Origin of the sequence: Mesorhizobium sp. M2A.F.Ca.ET.067.02.1.1 (assembly GCF_004023285.1) — a bacterium.
Lineage (GTDB): Bacteria > Pseudomonadota > Alphaproteobacteria > Rhizobiales > Rhizobiaceae > Mesorhizobium.
In genome coordinates this window covers 1-1448 of the sequence record NZ_RZSB01001078.1, presented here as the reverse complement: position 1 = coordinate 1448, position 1448 = coordinate 1, and the positions used below count along the sequence as shown (strand labels likewise).

The 1448-nt window shown below is 67.2% G+C and carries 1 protein-coding gene; it reads left to right on the top strand.

Annotated features, from left to right (window positions below; translation table 11 throughout):
* Nucleotide 1 precedes the first annotated feature (1 nt).
* A complete protein-coding gene (locus EOA28_RS35585; RefSeq protein ID WP_245501682.1) occupies nt 2-1405 on the top strand; it encodes an MATE family efflux transporter in 1404 nt (467 codons plus the stop codon).
* Nucleotides 1406-1448: the final 43 nt, after the last annotated feature.

The following is a 1448-nucleotide window of genomic DNA, read 5'->3' as shown; positions in this document are numbered from 1 at the left end:
GCTGCTGTTCGCGCTGCCGGTGCTGGGTTCCAACGTGCTGCAGTCGCTCAACGGCTCGATCAATGCGGTCTGGGTCGGCCGCTTCCTCGGCGAGGCTGCGCTGACGGCGACCTCGAACGCCAATCTGGTGCTGTTCCTGATCCTTGGCACGGTGTTCGGCATCGGCATGGCGGCGACCATCCTGGTGGCGCAGTCGGTCGGCGCCCGCGACCTGCCCGCGGCGAAGCGCATCGTCGGCACCAGCGCCACCTTCTTCTTCCTGGTCTCGGTCGTGTTCGCCGTCTGCGGCTGGATCTGGGTCGACGCCATCCTCACCGGGCTCGGCACGCCGGCGGATGCCTTGCCTTTGGCACGCAGCTACCTGCGCATCATCTTCGTCGCCGTGCCGATGATGAACCTCCTGTCCTTCATCATGACCGTGCTGCGCGGCGCCGGTGACTCGCGAACCCCGTTCGTCTTCATGGCGCTGGCAGTCGTTCTTGACGTCGTGCTCAACCCGCTGCTGATCCGCGGCATCGGCCCCTTCCCCGAGCTCGGCATCGCCGGCTCGGCGACCTCCACGCTCATAGGCCAGACGGTGAGCGGCATTGCCATCCTGACCGTGCTTTATGTTCGCAAGCACCCGCTGCGATTGGCTGGCGCCGATCTCGCTCTGCTGCGGCCCGACCCGGCGCTGCTGCGCATCGTCGTCTTCAAGGGCATCCCGATGGGCCTGCAGATGATCGTCATCTCGGCCGCGGCGCTCACCGTGATGGGCATCGTCAACTCCTACGGCTCGCAGGTCGCCGCCGCTTACGGCATCGCGGCGCAGCTCTGGACCTATATCCAGATGCCGGCGCTGGCCATCGGCGCCGCAGTCTCCTCGATGGCGGCGCAGAATGTCGGCGCCGGCCGCTGGGATCGCATCGGCAAGGTTGCGGCCTCGGGCGTCGGCTTCAACCTGGTGCTGACCGGCGCGCTGGTGGCGCTGCTCTTCGTCTTCGACCGCCCGGTGCTCAGCCTCTTCCTCAGCAGTGACAGCACCGCGATCGACATTGCCGCTCATATCAACAGGGTGGCGTCCTGGTCGTTCATCCTGTTCGGCATCACGATCGTGCTCTTCGCCACGGTGCGCGCCACCGGCGCCGTCATGCCGCCGCTGATCATCCTGATCATCTCGGTGTTGTTCATTCGCACCGACTTTGCCTATTCCATGCGCAGCGTCATCGGCCAGGAGGCGCTGTGGTGGAGCTTTCCGGCCGGCTCGATCGCCTCGCTGGTGCTTGCCGCGGCCTATTATCGCCTCGGCCGCTGGCGCACCACGCATATGATCGAGGGCCGGCCGGCGGCCGGCGAGCCGCCCGACACCGGCCTCGGCGTGCCGCGCCAGCGCGCCAATCTTGCGCCTGAGACACCGGCCAGCTGAGATCTACTGCCGCGCGTATTTGGCGCCGAAACCGAGCGCCACC